Raw genomic sequence first — 19,628 nt, forward strand, 5'->3', positions numbered from 1 at the left:
GGTGCCTACTGAAGTGAATACGGGCCAGCAAAGCCCGCCAGTTTAGCGTCAATCGTGCTCGATGCGGTGGCTGTGGGAGCAGCACGGGGCGTCATTGGTTCCCTTGGACGGCGGAACCGGATCCAACCCGCCCGGTGACCACGGATGGCAGCGGCCGATGCGCCGGACTGCCAGCCAGAAGCCGCGCCAGGCGCCGTGGCGCTCGATCGCTTCGATCGCATACGCCGAGCAAGTGGGAGTAAAGCGGCACTGCCTGCCGATCCAGGGACTCAGGAAAAACCTGTAGAACCGGATCGGGGCAATGAGTAGAGCCTTGATCATCGTGCGATCCGTGCAAAGTGAGCGTCCACTTCGGCTCTTGCCGCGCGTTTCAGCGCGGTGAGCGTGGCGGGAGCAACCTTGCTGTGCAGGCGCACGACGTAATCTTTTGCCGGCAGCGCCAGGCGCTGATGGCGGAAAGCCTCGCGGATGACCCGCTTCAGTGCGTTGCGTGTGCTGGCATGGGCGGCGAAGCGCTTGGCGATCACCAACCCCAGGCGGGCACACGCATCCTGGCCGGGAGGCAGATCATTGGGAGCCGAGCTCACAATGAAGAATGCCCCTCGGGCCAGACGCCGGCCTTTAAGGGCGGCGGCAAACTCGGAGGGGCGATGCAGCCGCGCCTCCGGGGGAAGCGTGGAGCGCGGCATGGACTGCGGGTCAGGCGTATGCGCGGAACCGGAACAGGATTGCGAGAGGTCTTGCAATATGGCCGGTCCGTGCAGGTAGTCAGGTTTCCGGTAAAACCGGAAAACCAGGACTTAGACGGCCAGACGCTTGCGGCCCTTGGCGCGGCGGGCGCTCAGGATGGCGCGGCCAGCGCGGGTTTTCATGCGCACGCGAAAGCCATGGGTGCGCTTGCGGCGGGTAACGGAAGGTTGGTAGGTACGTTTCATGGACGATCCACAAAAAGAACAAGAGTCAGAAGGGACCTGCCCGGAGGGTTCCTCGTCGCACAATGCAGAAGCGGGTATCTAAAGCGCGTATTGTTGCAACGTGTGCAAAAAACATCGCTTAGACGGGGCTCTGGACCGGGAATTTCTTCCCAGGCGACCTATTCAGCAAAGCTAAAAACCGCAACGATTGCTCTGAAAAGAGCGGGTTACGGGTTAGCCTTCTGCGAAACCTTCTGACAGACAGAATTCGGAAAAGCCCACCATTTCAGCAAGTTTTCCCTGTCTTGTCAAACAGTTAAGCCTGGCAAGTGTAGGCGCTTATGGCCCTCCCTGTGGATAACCCCTGCTCAGGCAGGGTAGAATCGAGGTTTGAATAAGAGCGACATGAAAGAATTCTGGCAGACCTGCGTCAGTCGTCTTGAGCAGGAACTCCCCCCCCAACAAATCAGCGCGTGGATACGACCGCTGGTCCCGCTTGCGTACGACGAAACGCAGGCGGTGCTGCGCGTTGCCGCGCCCAACCGCTTCAAGCTGGATTGGGTGCGCAAGAATTTCTCCCACCAGATCGAAGCGTTGGCCGCGGAGTGGTTCAAGCGTCCGGTGCAGGTTCTGTTCGAACTGCCCACCCAGGGAACCGCGCCGCGCATGCCGGTCGTTCCCGTGCGTGCGCAGCAGCCCGAGCAGACGCACCTGTCCGCTGCACCGCCTTCCGGCGCCGCGCCGCCAGTGACCGTCACGGTATCGACCGCCCCGCCCCCTCCCGCGACGACGACCGCGGCGCAGGCCGTGAACGCGGATGCCGCCAATATCGTGTACGAGCGCTCGCGCCTGAACACCGATCTGACGTTCGAGAACTTCGTCACGGGTAAGGCCAACCAGCTGGCGCGCGCCGCCGCGCTGCAGGTGGCCGAGAATCCGGGCACCTCGTACAACCCGTTGTTCCTGTATGGCGGCGTGGGCCTGGGCAAGACCCACCTTATCCACGCCATCGGCAATGCGATGGTCGCGGCCGGCACCGGCGTGCGCGTGCGCTATGTGCATGCCGACCAATACGTGTCCGACGTGGTCAAGGCCTATCAGCGCAAGGCGTTCGACGACTTCAAGCGCTACTACCATTCGCTGGACCTGCTGCTGATCGACGACATCCAGTTCTTCTCCGGCAAGAACCGCACGCAGGAAGAGTTCTTCTACGCGTTCGAAGCGATGGTGGCGCAGCGCAAGCAGATCATCATCACCAGCGATACGTACCCCAAGGAACTGTCGGGCATCGACAGCCGCCTGATTTCGCGTTTCGACTCCGGCCTGACGGTGGCCATCGAGCCGCCGGAACTGGAGATGCGCGTGGCGATTCTGCTGCGCAAGGCGGAATCCGAAGGCGTGCCCATGCCCGAGGAAGTGGCGTTCTTCATCGCCAAGCACCTGCGCAGCAACGTGCGCGAGCTGGAAGGCGCGCTGCGCAAGGTCCTGGCCTACGCCCGGTTCCACGGCCGCGACGTGCTGACGGTCGACGTCTGCAAGGAAGCCCTGAAGGACCTGCTGTCGGTGTCCAACGGCCAGATCACCGTGGAAAACATCCAGAAGACGGTTGCGGATTTCTACAAGATCAAGGTGGCCGACATGTACTCGAAACGCCGCCCGGCCAATATCGCGTTGCCGCGCCAGGTTGCGATGTACCTGGCCAAGGAGCTGACCCAGAAAAGCCTGCCGGAAATCGGCGATTTGTTCGGCGGCCGTGATCACACCACGGTGCTGCACGCCGTTCGCAAGATTTCCGATGCCCGCGCCAAGCAAGCGGAGCTCAACCATACCCTGCACGTGTTGGAACAAACTCTAAAAGGATGAACATGCAACTCGTACAAACCACACGCGATGCATTGCTGAAACCGCTGTCGACTGTGGCGGGCATCGTCGAAAGACGCCATACCCTGCCCATTCTTGCGAACATCCTGATGCGCAAGGAAGGCAACAAGGTTGCCTTTATTGCGACCGACCTCGAAGTGCAGATCACGACGCACGCCGACTTTGGCGTGGGCCAGGACAACGAGTCCACCACGGTGGCCGCGCGCAAGCTGCTGGACATCCTGAAGGCGCTGCCGGACACGGGCGATGTGCGCCTGGCCCTGGCAAGCAACAAGCTGTCGGTGCAGTCGGCCAAGAGCCGCTTCGCGCTGCAGACGCTGGCCGCCAGCGAGTTCCCCACCGTCGCTCAGCCCGAGCAGTGGGACGTCTCGCTGACCATGCCGCAGCGCACGCTGCGCCACCTGTTCAACATGGTGCATTTCGCCATGGCCCAGCAGGACATCCGCTACTACCTGAACGGCATGCTGCTGGTGTTTGAACCGGGCCGCGTGCGCGCCGTCGCCACCGATGGCCACCGCCTGGCGCATTGCTCCACGGAAGCCGACGGCATCGCCGAGCGTCACGAAGTCATCGTGCCGCGCAAGACCGTGCTGGAAATGCAGCGCCTCCTGGAAGACTCCGACGAAACCGTCTCCATCGACGTGGCGCCGGGCCAGATCCGTTTCCGTTTCGGCGACGTGGAGCTGGTGTCCAAGCTGGTCGAAGGCAAGTTCCCCGATTTCACGCGTGTGATTCCCACGAACTACACGCGCCACTTCCTGGTCGGGCGCGAAGCGCTCCAGGGCAGCCTGCAGCGCGCCGCCATCCTGACCACGGACAAGTTCAAGGGCGTGCGCCTGCAACTGGCGCAGAACCAGATGAAGATCTCGTCCTCCAACGCCGAGCAGGAAGAGGCGCAGGAAGAAATCGACATCGACTACGGCCATGAAGCGCTGGACGTGGGCTTTAACGTCGGCTACCTGCTCGACGTGCTGTCCAACGTGAAGGTCGACAACATCCAGTGGTCGGTCATGCCGGACGCCAATGCGTCCGCGCTCATCACCCTGCCCGAAGACGACCAGTTCAAGTACGTCGTCATGCCCATGCGGATCTGATCCGCATCCCCGTTGTGGGTTTGTGCCGCTTGCGGACCGGATGGTCCGCGGGCGGTCCGGCCGCCAGGCCGTTCTTTAAAGCGTTTTCGATACAGACATGTCAGATCAGCAGAACACCACTCCCGAGACCAGCGGCTACGGCGCTGACTCGATCAAGATGCTCAAGGGGCTGGAGGCCGTGCGCAAGCGCCCCGGCATGTACATCGGCGACACATCCGACGGCACCGGCTTGCACCACATGGTGTTCGAAGTCGTGGATAACGCCATCGACGAAGCCCTGGCCGGCTATTGCGACGACATCGTCGTCACGATCCACACCGACAACTCCATTTCCGTCACCGATAACGGCCGCGGCATCCCGACCGATATCCACAAGGACGACGAATTCCACCGCAGCGCGGCGGAAATCGTCATGACCGAACTGCACGCGGGCGGCAAGTTCGACCAGAACTCGTACAAGGTGTCCGGCGGCCTGCACGGCGTGGGCGTGTCCTGCGTGAACGCGCTGTCCGAATGGCTGCGGCTGACCATCCGCCGCAACGGCCAGGTGCACCAGATGGAATTCCGCCAGGGCGAGCGCGTCGCGCCCCTGGCCGTGACCGGCACGACCGACAAGCGCGGCACCGAAGTGCGCTTCCTGGCCGACCCGATCATCTTCAACAACATCGAATACCACTACGAGATCCTCTCCAAGCGCCTGCGCGAGCTCTCGTTCCTGAACAACGGCGTGAAGATCCGCCTGATCGACCAGCGCCAGGGCAAGGAAGAGAACTTCGCGTTCTCGGGCGGCGTGAAGGGCTTCGTCGAATACATCAACCGCGCCAAGACCGTGCTGCACCCGAACGTCTTCTCGGTCACCACCGAGTCGTCGGCCGGCGGCGTGCCGGTGGGCGTGGAAGTGGCGATGCAGTGGAACGACAGCTACAGCGAAAGCGTGTTGTGCTTCACCAACAACATTCCGCAGCGCGACGGCGGTTCGCACCTGACCGGCCTGCGGGCCGCGATGACGCGCATCATCAACAAGTACATCACCGACAACGAACTGGCCAAGAAAGCCAAGGTCGAGACGTCCGGCGACGACATGCGCGAAGGCCTGGCTTGCGTGCTGTCGGTGAAGGTGCCTGAACCCAAGTTCAGCAGCCAGACCAAGGACAAGCTGGTGTCCAGCGAAGTGCGTCCGGCCGTTGAAGAAGCCGTGGCCCGCACGCTGGAAACCTGGCTGCTCGAGCACCCGAACGACGCCAAGGCCCTGTGCAACAAGATCGTCGAAGCCGCCCGCGCCCGCGAAGCCGCGCGCAAGGCGCGCGAAATGACGCGCCGCAAGAGCGTGCTGGAAGGCGCCGGCCTGCCCGGCAAGCTGGCTGACTGCCAGGAGAAGGATCCGGCCCTGTGCGAGCTCTACATCGTCGAGGGCGACTCCGCAGGCGGCTCGGCCAAGCAAGGCCGCGACCGCAAGTTCCAGGCCATCCTGCCGCTGCGCGGCAAGGTGCTGAACGTGGAGAAGGCGCGTTTCGACCGCCTGATCGCCAGCGAACAGATCGCCACGCTGATCACGGCGCTGGGCACCAGCATCGGTCCCGACTTCAACGTGGACAAGCTGCGTTACCACCGCCTCATCATCATGACCGACGCGGACGTTGACGGCGCGCACATCCGCACGCTGCTGCTGACGCTGCTGTATCGCCAGATGCCCGAGCTGGTGCAGCGCGGCTACGTGTATATCGCGCAGCCGCCGCTGTACAAGGTCAAGGTTGGCCGCGAAGAGCGCTACCTGAAGGATGACCAGGAAGAAGCGCAGTTCATGCTGACGCTCGCCCTGAAGGACGCCGAGATCATCTCGGGCGGCAACATCATCCGCGGCGAAGAACTCAATGAACTGGCCCGCCAGTACGTCGCTGCCGACGCCGTCATCGCGCGCCTGTCGCGCGTGTTCGATGTGGGCGCGCTGTCGGCCATGGCGGAAGGCGTAGAGATCAATCTGGAATCCGCCGAAGCCGCCGCGGATTCTGCGAAGCGCCTGGCCGACGCCATGCGTGATCCCGTCAACGGCAACGGCGTCGAGGTCGTGCCGCAATTCGACGAAGCCACCGAACGCCATCGCCTTTCCGTGCAGCGCATGCACCATGGCAACGTGCGCGTCAGCATCATCGACGCGGACTTCGTCAATGGCTCCGACTACGCCATTCTGTCCAAGGCCGCCAAGAGCTTCCTGGGCAAGGTGGGGGCGCGTTCGCTGGCCGCGCGCGGCGAAGGCGAAAAGCGCAAGGAGCAGACGGTGTCCGACTTCCGCGAAGCCATGCAGTGGCTGCGCAGCGAAGCCGACCGCAGCATCTCGAAGCAGCGCTACAAGGGTCTGGGTGAAATGAACCCGGAGCAGCTGTGGGAAACCACGATGGATCCGAAGGTGCGCCGCCTCCTGCGCGTGCAGATCGAAGACGCCATCGCGGCGGACGAAGTCTTCACCACGCTGATGGGCGACGACGTCGAACCGCGCCGCAACTTCATTGAAACGCACGCGCTGTCGGCCGGCAATATCGACGCCTGACCGCAGCAACCACCGTGCACATCAAAGGCCAGCCCCATTCGGGCTGGCCTTTGATTTTCCGGCCCTGTAAGGCCGTGCATGCGGGCGGCCGACGTCCGCCTAGCGCGGCGGGCGGGCTTTCAGGTCGCCCATTTCTTCCTGCATCAGCTGGTGCGCGTAGCGCGAGAAGACGCTGACCAGGCGCGTGCGCGTGTGGTACGGCGGGTAGAGCAGCGCCACCGTCACGGCGACGGCGGGACTGAAGGGGCGGACCTCGACCCCGTTGGCCTCGTATTCTTCGCGCGCGGCCAGCGGATTGATCAGCGCCACGCCCAGACCGGCGCCCACCAGCGCACAGACCGACGAGCCCAGGCCGGCCTCGGCCACCGTATGGCGTTCGACCTTGGCGGACTTGAAGACGGCGTCGATCCGCTCGCGCAGCGGCGTGCCGCTGGGAAAGGCGATGAAAGGCTCGCCAGCGAAGTCCGCGGGTTTGAGCTTCTTCAGTTTGGTCAGGCGGTGCCCGCGGGGCAGCACGGCCACGCAGTTCATCGTGAGGACGGGCTCGACCTGGATGCCGGGCGAGTCGCCGGACAGCATGGCCAGCCCCGTGTCGCAAAAGCCCGAGCTGATCCAGTTGTGGACCGTGCTGGCGTTTCCGGAATGGATGGCCACCATGACGTCGGGGTATTCCGTCTTGAACGCCGCGACGATGCGCGCCAGGAGCCCGCCGGCCAGCCGCGGCATGGCGGCCACGCTGAGACGGCTGGCGCTGAACGAACGGATGCTGGCGGCCGCCGATTCCAGGCCGGCCAGTCCGATGAAGGTCTTTTCCACTTCCTGGAAGAAGCGCGAGCCGTCCTGGGTGGGGCTCAGGCGGCTGCCATTGCGGTCGAACAAGGGGAACTGGGTGATTGCTTCCAATTGGGCGATTAAGCGGCTAACGTGCGGCTGCGAGGTATGCACGCGCCGCGCCGCCGCCGTCATCGAGCCGGTCATCATGACGGCGCGGAACGCCTCGATGTGTCTCAAGCCCATCCGTGGAATGGCCATATCAAATCCGTATAGAGGAATACCTGATTGGAACTGGATAAAACCATACTGCTAGTTGATACTTTTTGCCAGCCGCGGGGCTCATCGCGGGACGCGGCGGTTTCCAACCAGTCTGGAACCGCCGATCGTAAACATAAACACGCGCCGCACGTACGGCGTCAAGGGAATTACATGAAAGCACTTGCCGCGATTTCCGTCGCCGCCGCCCTGCTTGGCGGCGCCGCGTCCGCCCATGCCGAAGGCCCCAGCCGCCTCGACAAGATCCGCGAAACCGGCGTTCTGACTCTCGGCCACCCCGAAACCTCGGTGCCCTTCGCCTACCTGGACGGCAATCAGAAGCCGATCGGCTACACGGTGGAAATCTGCCAGGAAGTGGCCAACTACGTGAAGGCCGCGCTGAAGCTGCCCAAGCTGGAGGTCCGCTACAACCCGACGACGTCCGCCACGCGCATCCCGCTGCTGGCCAACGGCACGATCGACCTGGAATGCGGCAACACGACCAACAACGAAGCCCGCCACAAACTGGTGTCCTTCGCACCCACGACCTTCGTGGCCCAGGTGGTGCTGGTGGCGCGCAAGGACGGCGGCGTCAATCCGAACGACCTGGCTTCGTTCCGCGGCAAGACCATCGCGGCGCAGGCGGGCGGGCAGACGTTCAAGCTGATTTCGCAGCTCAACGCGCAGGGCAATCTGGGCATTTCCATGGCGCCCACCAAGGACACCGCCGAAACCATCCTGATGGTGGAATCGGGCCGTGCCGCGGGCTCGGCCAACGATGACGGCATCGCCTATGGCGCGGTGGCTTCGTCCAAGAATCCCGATGCCTTCGTGATCGGCACCAAGGGCCTGGAAATGGCGCCCTACGGCATCATGCAGCCCAAGGACGATCCGGCCTTCAAGAAGGTCGTGGATGACGCCGTGCTGGACCTGATCAAGAACGGCAAGGTCGCCGCGCTGTACGACAAGTACTTCAATGCGCCGATCCTGCCCAAACAGATCAACCTGAAGTACCCCATGAGCGACGCCCTGAAGCGCGCCCTGGCCAAGCCGACCGACTCGGGCGATCCCAAGGCCTACGAGTAAGCGGCATGCGCGCGGGACGCCGGCCGTTCCGCAGCGCGAATCGAAGTAATGACACCGGCCGCCAGGCGCGGCCGGCGTCGCGATCAAGGGCTTGGGCATGAATTACAACTGGAGTTGGAGCGTCTTCCTGGAGATGTCGCCGGATGGCGTGCATACCTTCCTGGAAACGATCCTGATCGGCGTGGGCTGGACGCTTGCGCTGGCGCTGACCGCGTGGGTTTTCTCGCTGCTGCTGGGGTCATGGCTGGGCGTGATGCGCACGGCGCAGTCGCGGCTGATGAACGCCATCGGCGCGACCTACGTGGAGATCTTCCGCAATATTCCGCTGCTGGTGCAGATGTTCCTGTGGTATTTCGTGCTGCCCGAACTGCTGCCGCACGCATGGGGCCTGGCCATGAAGCAGATGTCGCAGCCGTGGGGGCAGTTCGTGCCCGCCGTGCTGTGCCTGGGATTCTATGGATCGGCGCGGGTGGCCGAGCAGCTGCGCGCCGGCATCCAGTCGCTGCCGCGCGGCCAGTTCCAGGCGGGCACCGCGCTCGGGCTGACCGAAGCGCAGGTCTACCGCTACATCATCCTGCCCGAGGCCTATCGCATCGTGCTGCCCCCGCTGACGTCGGAGTTCATGGGCACGATCAAGTATTCGTCGGTGGCGCTGACCATCGGCCTGCTCGAACTGACCGGACAGGCGCGCTCCATGGCGGAGTTCAGCTTCCATATCTTCGAGGCGTTCTCGGCCGCGACGGTCATCTACCTGATCATCAACGGCATCGTGGTGCTGGGGATGCGCATGCTTGAACGCCATGTCGCCGTTCCCGGCCTGATCGGAACGGCGTCACGGAACGCTCCGGCGGGATTGGGGCGCTGACATGGGCAAATTCGATTTCGACGTCATCTGGGGCTCGCTGCCGTATCTGTTCCAGACCGGCATGACTTTCACGCTGACGCTGACCGTGCTGGCCGCCGTGATGGGGCTGGCGCTGGGCACCGTCCTGGCGATGATGCGGCTGTCGCGCCATAAATTCCTGTCGGTGCCGGCGGGCATCTATGTGAACGTGATGCGCTCGATCCCGCTGCTGCTGGTGATCTTCTGGTTCTACTTCCTGATGCCGTACATCGCCGCGTGGATCGTGGGTTCGTCCACGCCCCTGCGGGTGGGCGCCTTCAATTCGGCGGTGATCACGTTCACCTTGTTCGAGGCCGCGTACTTCTGCGAAATCATGCGCGCCGGCATCCAGTCGATCGCGCGCGGCCAGGTGTCGGCCAGCATGGCGCTGGGGCTGAACCATTGGCAGGGCATGCGCTATGTGGTGCTGCCGCAGGCCTTGCGCAACATGGTGCCGGCGCTGCTGACGCGCGTCATCATCCTGTTCCAGGATACGTCGCTGGTCTACGTGCTGTCGCTGACCGACTTCCTGGGGGCGGCGGCCAAGATCGGCCAGCGCGACGGGCGGCTGGTGGAGCTTTATCTCTTCGTGGCGGTGGTGTATTTCGTGATCTGCTTCACGGCATCGCGTCTGGTCAAGCGGCTGGAAAGGCGCACGCGGGTGCTGCGCTGAGCCTTCCGGCGCGGCCTCCTAGTTATCCACAGGTTCAACGATGCAACTTACTTCCAATCCCCCCATGATCGAAATCCGGCAGGTCAGCAAGTGGTACGGCGATTTCCAGGTGCTGGACGAATGCTCCACCACCGTGCGCCGCGGCGAGGTCGTGGTGGTGTGCGGCCCGTCTGGTTCGGGCAAGTCGACGCTGATCAAGACCGTCAACGCGCTGGAGCCCTTCCAGAAAGGCGAGATCGTGGTCAATGGCGTGTCGGTGGGCGATCCGCGCACTGATCTGCCCAAGCTGCGCGCCGTGGCCGGCATGGTGTTTCAGCACTTCGAGCTGTTCCCGCACCTGTCGGTGACCGAGAACCTGTGCCTGGGCCAGGTCAAGGTGCTCAAGCGCGGCAAGGACGAGGCCCGCCAGCGCGCGCTGGCGCTGCTGGAGCGCGTCGGCCTGTCGGCGCACAAGGACAAGCATCCCGGCGAGCTTTCGGGCGGCCAGCAGCAGCGCGTGGCGATCGCGCGCGCGCTGTCGATGGACCCGGTCGTGATGCTGTTCGACGAGCCGACCTCGGCGCTGGACCCCGAGATGGTCAACGAAGTGCTGGACGTGATGACCGACCTGGCCGGCGAAGGCATGACGATGATGGTGGTGACCCACGAGATGGGATTCGCCCGCCGCGTCGCCGACCGCGTGATTTTCATGGACGGCGGCAAGATCGTCGAAGACTGCGCCAAGGAGCAGTTCTTCGGCAACGTGGAGGAGCGTGCCCCGCGCACGCGCCAATTTCTTTCCAAAATTCTGCAGCATTGATAGCCATGACCCAGCGGACTCCCGCCGACCTTCCCAGCACGCCCGTCGACCTGCGCAGCGATACGGTTACCCACCCCACCGCGGCCATGTACGAGCGCATGCGCACGGCGCCGATCGGCGATGACGGACTGGACGGCGATCCCACCGTGCGCGAACTGGAATCCTATGTGGCGGCCAGCCTTGGCAAGGAAGCCGGGCTGTTCGTGCCCAGCTGCACCATGGCCAACCTGCTGGCCGTGCTGGCGCAGACGCAGCGCAGCGAGCAGGTGGTGCTGGAGTCGACCGCCCACATGTACACGTCGGAACGGGGGGCGGCCACGTTCACCGGCCTGTTCTACCAGGGCGTGTCCGGGACCGCCGGCGCGATGGACCTGAACCGGCTGGAAGAGGCGCTGCAGACCGGCGGCCACAAACTGAAGACTTCGCTGGTGGCGATGGAAACGTCGCACAACAACGCCGGGGGCGCGGTGCTGCCGCTGGATCACATGCAGGCGGTGCATGGCATGGCGCAGGCGGCCGGCGTGCCAGTGCACCTGGATGGCGCGCGCCTGTTCAACGCGGCGGTGGCGCTGGGCGTGACTGCCGCGGACATCACCCGGCATGCGGACACGGTGTCGCTGTGCCTGTCCAAGGGCTTGAGCGCGCCAGTGGGCGCGGTGCTGGCGGGAAGCCGGCCGATGGTCGCCAAGGCGCGCACGTTGCGCCGGATGCTCGGCGGCACGCAGCGCCAATCGGGAATCGTGGCGGCAGCGGGGCTGGAGGGCGTGCAGCACATGGGCGAGCGCCTGGCCGAGGACCACGTCCGCGCCCGGCGCCTGAGCGACGGCCTCAACCGGCTGGCGCCGGCGCTGTCCGCGACGGTTCCGCAGACCAACATCGTGCAGGTCGAGACGGCCGACACCGGCATGACCAACGCGGAATGGGTTTCGGCCCTGCAGGCGCAGGGCGTCCTGACCCGGCCGTGGGGCCGCACGAGGCTGCGCTGCGTGACGCACCGGCATATCGGCGACGACGATATCGACACCGCCGTGAAGGCTTTCGCAGCCGTCCTGAACGGCCGCTGATTCAGGCAATTTTGGGGTGGCCGATGCGATAATGCCGCATGTCCACCACCCATCTTTCCCGAAAAGACTATTTCTGCGCATTGGCGGTGGTGGTCATCTGGGGCCTGAATTTCGTCGTCATGAAGGTCGGCATGCGGGGCTTGTCCCCCATGATGCTGGGCGCGCTGCGGTTCGCGCTGGCGGCCTTCCCCCTCATTCTCTTTGTGCGCATGCCGCGGCTGCCGTGGCAGTGGATCGCGGCCTACGGGCTGGTCCAGGGCCTGGGCCAGTTCGGCCTGCTCTTCACCGCGCTGAAGTTCGGCATGCCGGCCGGCATGGCTTCCCTCGTCATCCAGACCCAGGCGTTCTTCACGCTGCTGCTTGCGGCCCCGGTGCTGCACGAGAGCGCACGGCGCCATCATTGGGTCGGCCTGTGCGTGGCCGCACTGGGACTGGCGATCATCGCCGGGGGGCGCGGCGACGGGCCGGGCCAGATGATGATGCTGGGCTTCGTGCTGACGTTGGGCGCCGCTTTCATGTGGGCCGTGTCCAACATGATCGTGCGGCTGGCCAGCCGCAAGGCGCCCGGCTACGACCCGTTCGCTTTCATTGCCTGGAGCAGCGCCGCGCCGGTGCTGCCCTTCCTGCTGCTGGCGATCCTGATCGACGGCTGGGAACCCGTGGTGGGCATGATTACCGGCATGGGCTGGGGCGAGGCGCTGTCGGTGATCTACCTGGCGGTGCTGGCGACGCTGCTGGCCTACACCCTGTGGACGCAGTTGCTCACGCGCCACGCGGCCGCGAAGGTCGCGCCGTTTTCCCTGCTGGTGCCGGTGGTGGGCCTGTGGGCGGCGTCGATGGCCTTTGGCGAGCGGCTCCAGCCGCTGCAATGGGCTGGCGCCGCGTGCGTACTGTGCGGCCTGGTCATCAACCAGGTCGGCGGTCGCTGGCTGCGTTCGCGCTGAGCGGCGCATTTCCGGCGTTCGGTCTCAGCCTGCTCGGCCGTCTGGATTACATCGTGCCGCCTAGGGCGGCGACCTCTAAAGTTGTTCGAAGCGGATGTAACGCTTTTCGGTGTACTCCCGGCGCGTGACCATTTCCTGCACCGCCGCGCCCGGCGGGCCCCGGCGCAGCCATTCCAGCATGTGATCAACCTGGTCGGGCGTGCCCTGCACCAGGGCTTCCACCGTGCCGTCCAGCATGTTCTGCACCCATCCCTTGACGCCAAGCATGTGGGCGCGCCGCACCGTGGCGTGCCGGTAGCCCACGCCTTGCACCGTGCCGCTGACGGTGACGTGGACGGTTTCGATATGGGAATCGGCCTTTGGGTCTTGCATTGAATTTCCTTCGGATGATGCGCCGTCCGGCTCAGGAAGCGTAGGCGGAATCGGCTACAGCGGATGGTCTATAGGCCCCACAGGCATCGAAGCGATACGTTAGAGCACATGTCAAAACGTGGCAGCGGAAATATCCACTATCAGAGCTTGGAGAAGCCATTATGGAAGAGACCAGTTTGTTGTCGGAAACCGAGACAGCGCGCTACAGGGATCAGGGCTATCTGGCCTTGAAGGAGATGTGCCCGCAGGATGAGGTGGGCTACATCCGCAGGACGCTGCTGGACCTGTTTGCCAACAAGACCGGATACAACGAAGGCGCTCAGTATGACTTCGTCAGCCGGGACGATCCGAGCAAGCCCGCCAAGTTTCCCAGCCTGCACGATCCGCGCCATTATGCCCCGGGCCTTCTGAAGACGGTTTACCACGAACGCACGCTGGAGCTTGCGCGCCAACTGCTGGGGCCGCAGGCCGCGCTGTATGGCGAGCACGCGCTGCTCAAGCCCGGGCCGCACGGACCGGAGACGCCCTGGCACCAGGACGAGGCCTTCCGTTCGCCGGACTTTGTCTACAACGAACTCAGCATCTGGCTGGCGCTGCAGCCGGCCACGGTCGAGAACGGCTGCATGCAGTTCCTGCCGGGGTCGAACAAATGGGATGTGCTGGAGCACCGTTCGCCGGGCGGCGACAAGACCCTGCATCCGCTGGAGTGCTGCGGCGACTTTCCGCGGGAGCAGGCGGTAGCCGAGCCGCTGGATCCGGGCGGCATCACCGTCCATGATGCGCGCACGCTGCATTTCACCGGGCCCAACACGTCGCAGACGCCGCGGCTGGCGTACATCCTGATCTACAACACGCCGCCGGTCTACAAGCCGGGGCGCCGGGAGTTTCCGTGGCTTGAAGGCCGCTGGACCGACAGCCAGACGCGCAAGAAGCAATGGCACAAGCGCGGCGGACTGGCGGTGGATGTGATGAGGCGCCTGCCGGGCGCAAGGCTGACGAGCCCGCGTTGGGTGGCGTGGGCGACGATCCGCGCGGTGACCAAGGTGTGGCCGCGATAGGGCTGGGCGTGCAGGGGCCGTAGAGTCCTTGCGCAGGGGGGCGAACGGGGCCGGCAAGCGACGCTTGCCGGCCTCGGCGCGTATACTGGGCGGCGCCGCGCGGCGTTTACGCCTGGCGCGGCGGCACGGCTGCCCACGGCTGGCGGCCCTGAAGCAAAAAAAAACGAGTCGCAGCTGGCGCACCCCTATCACTCCACAGACCACTCCATGACCGCTAACCTTTCTACGATCACCTGCATCGAAGATTTGCGCGTTGTCGCGCAGAAGCGCGTGCCGCGCATGTTCTATGACTACGCCGATTCCGGCGCCTGGACCGAAGGCACCTATCGCGCGAATGAAAGCGACTTCCAGAAGATCAAGCTGCGCCAGCGCGTGGCGGTGAACATGGAAGGCCGGTCGCTGCGCACCACCATGGTGGGCCAGGACGTGGTCATGCCGCTGGCGATTTCGCCCACGGGCCTGACGGGCATGCAGCATGCCGACGGCGAGATCCTGGCGGCCAAGGCGGCGGCCGATTTCGGCGTGCCGTTCACGTTGTCCACGATGAGCATCTGCTCGCTGGAGGACGTGGCCCAGGCCACCAAAAAGCCCTTCTGGTTCCAGCTCTACGTGATGCGCGACCGCGAATTCGTGGCCAACCTGATCGACCGCGCCAAAGCGGCCGGCTGCTCGGCGCTGGTTCTGACGCTGGACCTGCAGATCCTGGGCCAGCGCCACAAGGACATCAAGAACGGGCTGTCCACCCCGCCCAAACCCACGCTGCGCAACCTGATCAACCTGGCGACCAAACCGCGCTGGTGCATGAGCATGCTGGGCACGAAGCGCCGCACCTTCGGCAACATCGTGGGCCACGCCAAGGGCGTGAGCGACCTGTCGTCGCTGTCGTCCTGGACCGCGGAACAGTTCGACCCCCGCCTGAGCTGGGACGACGTGGAATGGATCAAGCAGCGCTGGGGCGGCAAGCTCATCATCAAGGGCATCCTTGACGTCGAAGACGCGCAACTGGCCGCCAATAGCGGCGCCGACGCGCTTATCGTCAGCAATCACGGCGGACGCCAGCTCGACGGCGCCATGTCGTCGATCGCAGCCCTGCCGTCGATCGCGGACGCCGTGGGCTCGAAGATCGAAGTGTGGATGGACGGCGGCGTGCGCTCCGGCCAGGACATCCTGAAGGCCGTGGCGCTGGGCGCGCGCGGCGCCATGATCGGCCGCGCCTTCCTGTATGGCCTGGGCGCCTACGGCCAGGCGGGCGTGACGCGCGTGCTGGAAATTCTGTACAAGGAAATGGACACGACGATGGCGCTGTGCGGCCGCCGCTCGATCGAGCCCGGCGACCGCAGCATCCTGCTGCCGGGCACCTACCCGACCTGAGCGCCGCTACGCGCCGCACCATCGCCCGGACAGGATCTGTCCGGGCTTTTTTTCTGAACGTGAGCCAGCGGCGTTCAGCCGCCGTTGCCGGTGCCCAGGTACTGGCTGGGGCGCCGCAGCGCCGGATCGAAGGGATTGATCTGCGCGCCGACGGCGTCGGCCTCGCGGCGCAGCATTTCCACGATCAGGGGCAGGCGTTCGTCGCTGATGCGTTCGATCGGCGCCGCCACGCTCAGCGCCGCGACCGTGACGCCGTTGGGATCGTAGACCGGCACCGCCAGCCCGGCGATGTTGGGGAACACGCCTTGCCCCTGGCTGCGCGCATAGCGCAGTTCCAGGCATTCCTTGATGCGCACCCGCATCGAAATCTCGTCCACGAATCCCAGGTGATGCAGCCGCGGGATGTTGAAGCGCATGACTTCTTCGCGCTCGGCTTCCGGCAGGCTTGCCAGCAGCACGAGCCCGCCCTGCCCCATGCCCAGCGGCACGCGTCCGCCGATGTCGCCCGTGTGCGAGCGCACCGGGAAGGCGCCGTCCACCCGGTCGACGCAGACGGCGTCAAAACCGCTGCGCACGAGCAGGAAGATGGTGTCGTTGAGCATTCCCGACAGGCGCAGCATGGCCGGCCGGTACAGGGTCCGCAGGCTGGATTGGTGTGTGCCGGCGGCCGCGGCCAGGGAGAAGAAGGCCACGCTCAACTGATAGCCCTTGCTTTGCGCCGGCTGCTCCACCACGCCTTCCTGCATCAATCCCTGCAGAACCCGGTGCACGGTGGCCTGCGCCTGGCCGGTGCGCGCGGCGATGTCGGTCAGGCGCAGCTTTTCCCCCTTGGCGTCAGCCAGTACGCGCAGCACCGCAAACGCGCGCTGCAACACGCCCTGGCCCGCGGCATCCTCCGGCGTTTCTGATTTCTTCATTCTTGAGTTCCGATAATCAAAATAGTCAGACGTATTTTTATCAGTAAATTCTATTCAATGGAAATTCTTTAAAGAAAATTCGATTGTTCGGAAAACCCTAATTGACCCTAGGTTTTGGCGACTCCTAGACTGCGCCATCAGATAAGCCGCCAGGGCGCCGCAAGCGGCGTGACGGGGGCGCAAGGCCCGCATGGGCTACGGGGTTTGGAATATGTCTTTTCTGCGGCTGGACAATGTCTCCAAGAACTACGGCGACCTGCGGGTCGTCTCCGACCTGAACCTGTCGGTCGACAAAGGCGAGTTCGTCTCCCTGCTCGGGCCGTCCGGCTGCGGCAAGACCACCACGCTGCAGATGATTGCCGGATTCGCCGACGTGACCTGCGGGTCGATCACGCTGGACGGCCGGGACATCACGCACGCCAAGCCGAACACGCGCGGCCTGGGCATCGTGTTCCAGAGCTATGCGCTGTTCCCCCACCTGACCGTGGCCGACAACGTCGCCTTCGGCCTGAAGATGCGCAAGGTGGAACGCGCCGAGCGTCTGGCCCGCGTGCGCGACGCGCTGGCGCTGGTCAAGCTGGACAAGCACGCTGACCGCTTTCCGCGCGAACTGTCCGGCGGGCAGCGGCAGCGCGTGGCGCTTGCCCGCGCGCTGGTGATCCGTCCGCCCGTGCTGTTGCTGGACGAGCCCCTGTCCAATCTGGACGCCAAGCTGCGCGAGGAAATGCAGTTCGAGCTGCGCAGCATCCAGCGCAAGATCGGCACCACCACCGTCATGGTGACGCACGACCAGGCCGAGGCGCTGTCCATCAGCGACCGCGTGGTCGTGATGCAGGACGGCCGGGCCACGCAGGTGGATGCGCCCTATCGCATGTACGAACACCCGCAGAGCGAATTCATTTCGCGCTTTGTGGGCAAGACCAATCTTCTGCCGGGCCGCGTGACGCGCTGCGGCGCGCAGGCGCAGGTCGAGACCGGCGCGTTGAGCCTGCTGGTCGATGGCGAAGGCCTGCGCCACGGCGACAGCGTGCAGCTGTCGCTGCGGCCGGAAAAGCTGGTGCCGGTGCCTGCCGGACAGGGCAAGCTGGCCTGCGTGGTCAACACGCGCTATTTCCTGGGCAGCCAGTGGATGTACGACCTGGATTCGCCGGTGGGCGCGCTGACCATCCTGACGCCCAACGACGGCCGCCGCCCGCACGACGACGGCGAGGCGATCGGCCTGGACTGGGCGGACGGCGTGCTGCGCGTCCTGCGCGCGCCCGCAGCCGCAACGGCGGGCTGACATGGCGACCCTGACGCAACGCGGCGGCGCCGCCGCCAGCCTGCCCAAGCCGCGCAACGATGGCTTGCTCGCCATCCTGGGTTCGATCCCGCTGGCCATTGTGTTTCTCACGCTGGTGCTGACGCCGCTGGCGCTGACCTTCGCGCTGTCCTTCCGGCCCTTCGACTACGCCGCGGGCATCCAGCCCGGCCATACGTTCGAACACTACCTGGCCGTGGTGACCGACAGCTACTTCCTGGAAATCTTCTGGCGCACGTTCTGGATCGCCGGCGTCACCACACTGATCTGCGTGCTGATCGGCGCGCCCGAGGCCTACATCCTGTCGCGCATGGGCAAGCCCTGGCGTTCCATCTTCCTGCTGGTGGTGCTGTCGCCGCTGCTGATCTCGCTGGTGGTGCGCGCCTTTGGCTGGAGCATGCTGCTGGGCCCCGGCGGCGCCATCGGCAAGGCCGCCGCCGCCCTGGGGCTGGGACCGCTGCTCTACACGCCCACTGCGGTCATCATCGGCCTGGTGCACGTCATGCTGCCCTTCATGGTCATTCCGGTATGGACGTCGCTGCAGAAGCTTGATCCCACGGTCGAGCACGCTGCGCTCTCGCTCAATGCGTCGCGCTTCCAGACGCTCACGCGCATTGTGCTGCCGCAGGCCATGCCGGGCATTCTTTCCGGCAGCCTGATCGTCTTCGGCCTGTCGGCCAGCTCCTTTGCCATCCCCGCGCTGCTGGGCGGTCGCCGTCTGAAGATGGTGGCCACGGTCGTGTACGACGAGTTCCTGACCGAGTTGAACTGGCCGCTGGGCGCGACCATCGCCATCGTGCTGCTGGTGGTCAACGTGATCATCATGATGGCGTACAACCGCGTCGTCGAACGCTCTTACCGCCGCAGCCTGGGCTGACCCGCGCAAGGAATCGAACATGCAGAAGAACGGTCCTTTCGCGCTGGCGTTCAACTTCCTGGTGGTGGCGTTCGTGCTGGCGCCGCTGGTCATCGTGTGCCTGGTGGCGTTCACGCCGGAATCCACGCTGACGGTGCCCACCAGCAGCTTCTCGCTGCGCTGGTTCTACGCGGTATTCGAGCACCCCAACTTCATGCAGGCGTTCAAGAACAGCCTGTGGCTGGCCTTTCTTTCGGCCAGCATCGCCGTGTGCCTGGCGGTGCCGGCGGCCATCGCCATCACCCGCTACCGCTTTCCCGGCCGGGACGCGCTGAACGGCCTGTTCCTGTCGCCCCTGATGATCCCGCATCTGGTGCTGGGCGTGGCCCTGCTGCGCTTCTTCGCGCTGATGGGCATGGCGGGCAGCTTTCCCTGGCTGGTTGCGAGCCACGTCGTCGTCATCACGCCGTATGTGATGCGCCTGGTCATCGGCGCGCTGGTCGGGTTCGACCGCTCCATCGAACACGCGGCCCTGTCGCTGGGTGCAAGCCGCGCCACGGTGTTCTTCCAGGTGACCCTGCCGCTCATCATTCCCGGCGTGTCCGGCGGCTGGCTGCTGGCCTTCATCAACAGCTTCGATGAACTGACGATGTCGGTGTTCATCACCGCGCCGTCCACCATCACGCTGCCGGTGCGCATGTACATGTACGCCACGGAATCCATCGACCCCATGATGGCCGCGGTGTCCGCGCTGGTGATCGGCCTGACAGCCGTGACCATGCTGCTGCTGGACCGCGTGTACGGGCTGGACCGTGTGCTGGTGGGTCAGAAATGAGATCGCT

20 protein-coding genes are annotated in these 19,628 nt (G+C 65.0%); 14 read left to right on the top strand and 6 right to left on the bottom strand.

The window, feature by feature from the left end; translation table 11 throughout:
- Positions 1-48: 48 nt before the first annotated feature.
- The 3 genes from yidD to rpmH all read right to left on the bottom strand — a co-directional run bounded on the left by yidD (position 49) and on the right by rpmH (position 935).
- The gene (gene yidD / locus KYC_RS00230; protein ID WP_008157530.1) at positions 49-321 is read right to left on the bottom strand and encodes a membrane protein insertion efficiency factor YidD; all 273 of its coding nucleotides are present in this window, start codon (positions 319-321) and stop codon (positions 49-51) included.
- Positions 318-689 (bottom strand): ribonuclease P protein component, encoded by a 372-nt coding sequence (locus KYC_RS00235; protein WP_043517137.1) that lies wholly within the window; start codon positions 687-689, stop codon positions 318-320. Before KYC_RS00235 ends, yidD begins: the two co-directional genes overlap by 4 nt.
- A gap of 111 nt (positions 690-800) precedes the next feature.
- A complete protein-coding gene (rpmH, locus tag KYC_RS00240) occupies positions 801-935 on the bottom strand; it encodes a 50S ribosomal protein L34 (protein WP_006228069.1) in 135 nt (44 codons plus the stop codon).
- 384 nt (positions 936-1,319) lie between these two features.
- On the opposite strand from rpmH, the gene dnaA reads away from it, so the two are divergent.
- The 3 genes from dnaA (at position 1,320) to gyrB (ending at position 6,434) form a co-directional block, all read left to right on the top strand.
- The gene (gene dnaA / locus KYC_RS00245; protein ID WP_008157537.1) at positions 1,320-2,777 is read left to right on the top strand and encodes a chromosomal replication initiator protein DnaA; all 1,458 of its coding nucleotides are present in this window, start codon (positions 1,320-1,322) and stop codon (positions 2,775-2,777) included.
- A 2-nt stretch (positions 2,778-2,779) separates the two neighbouring features.
- The gene (dnaN, locus tag KYC_RS00250; RefSeq protein ID WP_008157540.1) at positions 2,780-3,889 is read left to right on the top strand and encodes a DNA polymerase III subunit beta; all 1,110 of its coding nucleotides are present in this window, start codon (positions 2,780-2,782) and stop codon (positions 3,887-3,889) included.
- A gap of 97 nt (positions 3,890-3,986) precedes the next feature.
- Positions 3,987-6,434, top strand: coding sequence for a DNA topoisomerase (ATP-hydrolyzing) subunit B (gyrB, locus tag KYC_RS00255; RefSeq protein ID WP_008157542.1), 2,448 nt, complete (start codon positions 3,987-3,989; stop codon positions 6,432-6,434).
- Between the two features lie 99 nt (positions 6,435-6,533).
- Here the strand turns inward: gyrB and KYC_RS00260 are convergent, their stop codons facing one another.
- Entirely contained in the window at positions 6,534-7,466 is a 933-nt protein-coding gene (locus KYC_RS00260; protein WP_081477962.1) for a LysR substrate-binding domain-containing protein, read from the bottom strand.
- Between the two features lie 171 nt (positions 7,467-7,637).
- On the opposite strand from KYC_RS00260, the gene KYC_RS00265 reads away from it, so the two are divergent.
- The 6 genes from KYC_RS00265 to KYC_RS00290 all read left to right on the top strand — a co-directional run bounded on the left by KYC_RS00265 (position 7,638) and on the right by KYC_RS00290 (position 12,912).
- Positions 7,638-8,549, top strand: a complete 912-nt coding sequence (locus KYC_RS00265) for an amino acid ABC transporter substrate-binding protein (RefSeq protein ID WP_008157546.1) — start codon at positions 7,638-7,640, stop codon at positions 8,547-8,549.
- 97 nt (positions 8,550-8,646) lie between these two features.
- The gene (locus KYC_RS00270) at positions 8,647-9,414 is read left to right on the top strand and encodes an amino acid ABC transporter permease (RefSeq protein ID WP_008157548.1); all 768 of its coding nucleotides are present in this window, start codon (positions 8,647-8,649) and stop codon (positions 9,412-9,414) included.
- Between the two features lies 1 nt (position 9,415).
- Positions 9,416-10,105 (top strand): amino acid ABC transporter permease, encoded by a 690-nt coding sequence (locus KYC_RS00275; protein ID WP_008157552.1) that lies wholly within the window; start codon positions 9,416-9,418, stop codon positions 10,103-10,105.
- Between the two features lie 64 nt (positions 10,106-10,169).
- A complete protein-coding gene (locus KYC_RS00280) occupies positions 10,170-10,904 on the top strand; it encodes an amino acid ABC transporter ATP-binding protein (RefSeq protein ID WP_008157554.1) in 735 nt (244 codons plus the stop codon).
- 5 nt (positions 10,905-10,909) lie between these two features.
- Positions 10,910-11,968, top strand: a complete 1,059-nt coding sequence (locus KYC_RS00285) for a threonine aldolase family protein (RefSeq protein WP_008157555.1) — start codon at positions 10,910-10,912, stop codon at positions 11,966-11,968.
- 38 nt (positions 11,969-12,006) lie between these two features.
- The gene (locus KYC_RS00290; protein WP_043517140.1) at positions 12,007-12,912 is read left to right on the top strand and encodes an EamA family transporter; all 906 of its coding nucleotides are present in this window, start codon (positions 12,007-12,009) and stop codon (positions 12,910-12,912) included.
- Positions 12,913-12,987: 75 nt separating this feature from the next.
- Here the strand turns inward: KYC_RS00290 and KYC_RS00295 are convergent, their stop codons facing one another.
- Positions 12,988-13,284, bottom strand: a complete 297-nt coding sequence (locus KYC_RS00295; protein ID WP_008157559.1) for an acylphosphatase — start codon at positions 13,282-13,284, stop codon at positions 12,988-12,990.
- Between the two features lie 161 nt (positions 13,285-13,445).
- Here KYC_RS00295 and KYC_RS00300 point away from each other — a divergent pair, with 161 nt between their 5' ends.
- Together KYC_RS00300 and KYC_RS00305 are read left to right on the top strand one after the other, a co-directional pair.
- Positions 13,446-14,342, top strand: coding sequence for a phytanoyl-CoA dioxygenase family protein (locus tag KYC_RS00300; protein WP_008157561.1), 897 nt, complete (start codon positions 13,446-13,448; stop codon positions 14,340-14,342).
- A gap of 207 nt (positions 14,343-14,549) precedes the next feature.
- A complete protein-coding gene (locus KYC_RS00305) occupies positions 14,550-15,713 on the top strand; it encodes an alpha-hydroxy acid oxidase (protein ID WP_008157562.1) in 1,164 nt (387 codons plus the stop codon).
- 74 nt (positions 15,714-15,787) lie between these two features.
- Here the strand turns inward: KYC_RS00305 and KYC_RS00310 are convergent, their stop codons facing one another.
- Positions 15,788-16,630, bottom strand: a complete 843-nt coding sequence (locus tag KYC_RS00310; RefSeq protein ID WP_008157563.1) for an IclR family transcriptional regulator — start codon at positions 16,628-16,630, stop codon at positions 15,788-15,790.
- Between the two features lie 211 nt (positions 16,631-16,841).
- Here KYC_RS00310 and KYC_RS00315 point away from each other — a divergent pair, with 211 nt between their 5' ends.
- Genes KYC_RS00315 through KYC_RS00325 form a run of 3 tightly spaced genes read left to right on the top strand, consistent with a single transcriptional unit; the run spans position 16,842 to position 19,621 of the window.
- Positions 16,842-17,912 carry an ABC transporter ATP-binding protein gene (locus tag KYC_RS00315; protein WP_043517143.1) on the top strand — a complete coding sequence of 357 codons (1,071 nt, stop codon included), beginning with the start codon at positions 16,842-16,844 and terminating at the stop codon, positions 17,910-17,912.
- Between the two features lies 1 nt (position 17,913).
- The gene (locus tag KYC_RS00320) at positions 17,914-18,807 is read left to right on the top strand and encodes an ABC transporter permease (RefSeq protein WP_008157568.1); all 894 of its coding nucleotides are present in this window, start codon (positions 17,914-17,916) and stop codon (positions 18,805-18,807) included.
- 19 nt (positions 18,808-18,826) lie between these two features.
- Entirely contained in the window at positions 18,827-19,621 is a 795-nt protein-coding gene (locus KYC_RS00325) for an ABC transporter permease (protein ID WP_008157571.1), read from the top strand.
- Positions 19,622-19,628: the final 7 nt, after the last annotated feature.

The organism is Achromobacter arsenitoxydans SY8, from assembly GCF_000236785.1.
Classification (GTDB): domain Bacteria; phylum Pseudomonadota; class Gammaproteobacteria; order Burkholderiales; family Burkholderiaceae_B; genus Achromobacter; species Achromobacter arsenitoxydans.

What these genes read in the sequence shown, in the direction of transcription:
- yidD (WP_008157530.1), bottom strand. Translation starts at nt 321, where the DNA reads ATGATCAAGGCTCTACTCATTGCCCCGATCCGGTTCTACAGGTTTTTC.
- KYC_RS00235 (WP_043517137.1), bottom strand. Translation starts at nt 689, where the DNA reads ATGCCGCGCTCCACGCTTCCCCCGGAGGCGCGGCTGCATCGCCCCTCC.
- rpmH (WP_006228069.1), bottom strand. Translation starts at nt 935, where the DNA reads ATGAAACGTACCTACCAACCTTCCGTTACCCGCCGCAAGCGCACCCAT.
- dnaA (WP_008157537.1), top strand. Translation starts at nt 1,320, where the DNA reads ATGAAAGAATTCTGGCAGACCTGCGTCAGTCGTCTTGAGCAGGAACTC.
- dnaN (WP_008157540.1), top strand. Translation starts at nt 2,780, where the DNA reads ATGCAACTCGTACAAACCACACGCGATGCATTGCTGAAACCGCTGTCG.
- gyrB (WP_008157542.1), top strand. Translation starts at nt 3,987, where the DNA reads ATGTCAGATCAGCAGAACACCACTCCCGAGACCAGCGGCTACGGCGCT.
- KYC_RS00260 (WP_081477962.1), bottom strand. Translation starts at nt 7,466, where the DNA reads ATGGCCATTCCACGGATGGGCTTGAGACACATCGAGGCGTTCCGCGCC.
- KYC_RS00265 (WP_008157546.1), top strand. Translation starts at nt 7,638, where the DNA reads ATGAAAGCACTTGCCGCGATTTCCGTCGCCGCCGCCCTGCTTGGCGGC.
- KYC_RS00270 (WP_008157548.1), top strand. Translation starts at nt 8,647, where the DNA reads ATGAATTACAACTGGAGTTGGAGCGTCTTCCTGGAGATGTCGCCGGAT.
- KYC_RS00275 (WP_008157552.1), top strand. Translation starts at nt 9,416, where the DNA reads ATGGGCAAATTCGATTTCGACGTCATCTGGGGCTCGCTGCCGTATCTG.
- KYC_RS00280 (WP_008157554.1), top strand. Translation starts at nt 10,170, where the DNA reads ATGATCGAAATCCGGCAGGTCAGCAAGTGGTACGGCGATTTCCAGGTG.
- KYC_RS00285 (WP_008157555.1), top strand. Translation starts at nt 10,910, where the DNA reads ATGACCCAGCGGACTCCCGCCGACCTTCCCAGCACGCCCGTCGACCTG.
- KYC_RS00290 (WP_043517140.1), top strand. Translation starts at nt 12,007, where the DNA reads ATGTCCACCACCCATCTTTCCCGAAAAGACTATTTCTGCGCATTGGCG.
- KYC_RS00295 (WP_008157559.1), bottom strand. Translation starts at nt 13,284, where the DNA reads ATGCAAGACCCAAAGGCCGATTCCCATATCGAAACCGTCCACGTCACC.
- KYC_RS00300 (WP_008157561.1), top strand. Translation starts at nt 13,446, where the DNA reads ATGGAAGAGACCAGTTTGTTGTCGGAAACCGAGACAGCGCGCTACAGG.
- KYC_RS00305 (WP_008157562.1), top strand. Translation starts at nt 14,550, where the DNA reads ATGACCGCTAACCTTTCTACGATCACCTGCATCGAAGATTTGCGCGTT.
- KYC_RS00310 (WP_008157563.1), bottom strand. Translation starts at nt 16,630, where the DNA reads ATGAAGAAATCAGAAACGCCGGAGGATGCCGCGGGCCAGGGCGTGTTG.
- KYC_RS00315 (WP_043517143.1), top strand. Translation starts at nt 16,842, where the DNA reads ATGTCTTTTCTGCGGCTGGACAATGTCTCCAAGAACTACGGCGACCTG.
- KYC_RS00320 (WP_008157568.1), top strand. Translation starts at nt 17,914, where the DNA reads ATGGCGACCCTGACGCAACGCGGCGGCGCCGCCGCCAGCCTGCCCAAG.
- KYC_RS00325 (WP_008157571.1), top strand. Translation starts at nt 18,827, where the DNA reads ATGCAGAAGAACGGTCCTTTCGCGCTGGCGTTCAACTTCCTGGTGGTG.